Here is a 2,534-nt window from a genome sequence, read left to right as displayed (position 1 = left end):
GATTGAACGAAGCCGCTGACGCGGCATTTGGTGCACCGGTTTGCGGATGACGCTTCTGTTTTGAAGGATTGCTGCTGTTGAAGCGCAACCTTGAGAACAGGAGCAATGAGATGGCCGAGTTGAGCCCGCTTCGCCGGCGCATGATCGAGGACATGACGATCCGCAATCTGTCGCCGGCCACGCAACGATCCTACGTGCACGCGGTAGCGAAGTTCTCCCGCTACTGTGGCCGATCCCCGGACCGGCTTGACCTGGAGGACGTTCGCGCCTTCCAGGTGCATCTGGTCTCTACCGGAATCTCGTGGCCGGCGCTGAACCAGACGGTGTGCGCACTGCGGTTCTTTTACGGCGTGACGTTGGGTCATGCCGAGATCCCTGAGCGGATCGCCTATGCCCGCGCTCCACGCACGCTGCCGGTGGTTCTCAGCGCCGACGAGGTTGTCCACTTTCTCGAGGCGGTGCCGAGCCTGAAGACGCGCACCGCCTTGACGACGGCCTATGCCGCGGGCCTTCGCGCTTCGGAGACCGTCGGGCTGAAGGTCGGCAACATCGATAGCGAACGCGGCGTCATCCGGGTCGAGCACGGCAAGGGCGGCAAGGATCGCACCGTGATGCTGTCGGCGCAGCTTCTGCGCATCCTGCGGGTCTACTGGCGACTGGCGAAGCCGCAGGGCTGGCTGTTTCCGGGCCGGGATGCAAATCGCCCCATCGACGTGCAGGTGCTGTATTCAGCCTGCCGCTCGGCGCGTGCGGCCGCCGGCATCAACAAGCGTGTGACGGTCCACACGCTCAGGCACAGCTTCGCCACGCATTTGCTGGAGAACGGCACCGACATTCGCATTATCCAGGTGCTGCTCGGCCACAACAATCTGTCCTCGACGGCGCGCTACACCAAGGTCTCGAACGGCCTCATCCGGCGCACGACAAGCCCGCTCGACCGGTTGAACATCGAAGTCGTGCCGTCGGGCTGATCGGTTCCGCCCATGTCGGCGAGACTGGAGGTGGCGGATATCTTCCGCCGCCATGGCGAGGCGTATCGGCAGGCTCATGACGGTCATCTCGGACGCGTCGAGCGCCGCACGATGAGCGCCATCGAACTGTGCCGGACCGCCGAACTGGGCGGCCATGTCGAGGGCTGCCGGTCCTGCGGGGCGATCCGCGTGGCCTACAATTCCTGTCGCAACCGGCATTGCCCCAAGTGCCAGGGAAAGACCTGCCGGGAATGGCTCGCCGCGCGGCAGAACGAGCTTCTGCCGGTTCCCTACTTCCACGTGGTGTTCACGCTGCCGGCCGAGATCGCCACAATCGCCTTCCAGAACAAGGCGGCGATGTACACGATCCTGTTCAAGGCGGCCGCCGAGACGCTGCGCACGATCGCCGCAGATCCCAGACATCTCGGCGCCGGGATCGGTCTCATCGCGGTGCTGCACAGTTGGGGCCAGAACCTCACCTATCATCCCCATCTCCATTGCATCGTCCCGGGCGGCGGCATCTCCCTCGATGGAGGGCGATGGGTCGCCTGCCGGCGGGGGTTTTTCCTGCCCGTGCGCGTGCTGTCGCGCCTGTTCCGCCGTCTCTTTCTGGAGGAACTCCGAGCGGCCTATGATGAGGGCGGGCTGGGCTTCTTCGGCGATCTCGCCTACCTGGCAAGGCCTGATGCCTTCGTCTGCTTGCTCGCCGAGGCTCGTCGCCGTCAATGGGTCGTCTACGCCAAGCCGCCCTTCGGCGGGCCGAAGCAGGTGCTGGCCTATCTCGGCCGCTACACCCATCGCGTCGCGATCGCCAATTCCCGACTGATCAGCACGGCCGACGATCGGGTCGCGTTCCGCTGGCGGGACTATCGCCAGCGCGGCAAGACCAAGGTCATGACGCTCGACGCGCACGAGTTCATCCGTCGCTTTCTCCTGCACACGCTGCCCGACGGTTTCCATCGCATCCGCCACTACGGCTTCCTCGCCAACGGTAATCGCGCCGCCAAGCTCGACCTGTGCCACAGGCTGCTGGCCGGATCGCAGCAGAACGAGCTCAAACCGGATGCCGAAAGCGCCGCCGTCGCCGCCGAGCGCCTTGCTATGGCGCATCGCTGCCCATGCTGCGGAGAGCCAATGATCACGCTCGCCATCTGGCGGTGCGGCCAGGCGCCGCCGCGCCCCTTCTGGAACGACACCTCATGACCACGCCGGGTGCGTCCACATCACCCGGTACGGTACCCGTCGCCATGCGCGCCGGCACCCCGACCCTTGTCCCGCCGCACAAAGCCGCAAGCAGACAGCCCGGCGATAGAAGGCACTGCAGCCTATCCGACGGCTCGCGCCATCACGGTTCCGCCTTCCACCGTGCCATCCTTCGCTGTGGCCGCATCGTGAACGCCCTTCATCAGCATGGCGAAGACGATCCCGACCGCTCCTCCAGGCTACAATCCCCATAGCGCCAGATCGTCCCGCGGCTTCGTTCAATCCGGCTTGCAATGAGGTCCGACAACCAGTCCGCCCACTCCGTCGAGCATGCGGACCTCACAGAAGCCTCCAGATTCC

General features: G+C 65.2%; 2 protein-coding genes. Both read left to right on the top strand.

Annotated features, from left to right (window positions below; translation table 11 throughout):
* The first annotated feature begins 110 nt into the window (after window positions 1-110).
* Complete coding sequence (locus tag NKH59_RS33170) at window positions 111-971, top strand: site-specific integrase (RefSeq protein WP_353024437.1); 861 nt, start codon at window positions 111-113, stop codon at window positions 969-971.
* A 12-nt stretch (window positions 972-983) separates the two neighbouring features.
* Window positions 984-2,174, top strand: coding sequence for an IS91 family transposase (locus tag NKH59_RS33165; RefSeq protein ID WP_353024435.1), 1,191 nt, complete (start codon window positions 984-986; stop codon window positions 2,172-2,174).
* The last annotated feature ends 360 nt before the right edge of the window (window positions 2,175-2,534 follow it).

The sequence above is a fragment of the Mesorhizobium sp. M0998 genome, assembly GCF_040318885.1.
Lineage (GTDB): Bacteria > Pseudomonadota > Alphaproteobacteria > Rhizobiales > Rhizobiaceae > Mesorhizobium.
Note: the sequence above shows the minus strand (reverse complement) of the source record. Positions and strands in the feature narration are given on the sequence as shown.

Bases quoted from the DNA above. Each gene is read 5' to 3' on its own strand.
- NKH59_RS33165 (WP_353024435.1), top strand. From the start codon at position 984: ATGTCGGCGAGACTGGAGGTGGCGGATATCTTCCGCCGCCATGGCGAG.
- NKH59_RS33170 (WP_353024437.1), top strand. From the start codon at position 111: ATGGCCGAGTTGAGCCCGCTTCGCCGGCGCATGATCGAGGACATGACG.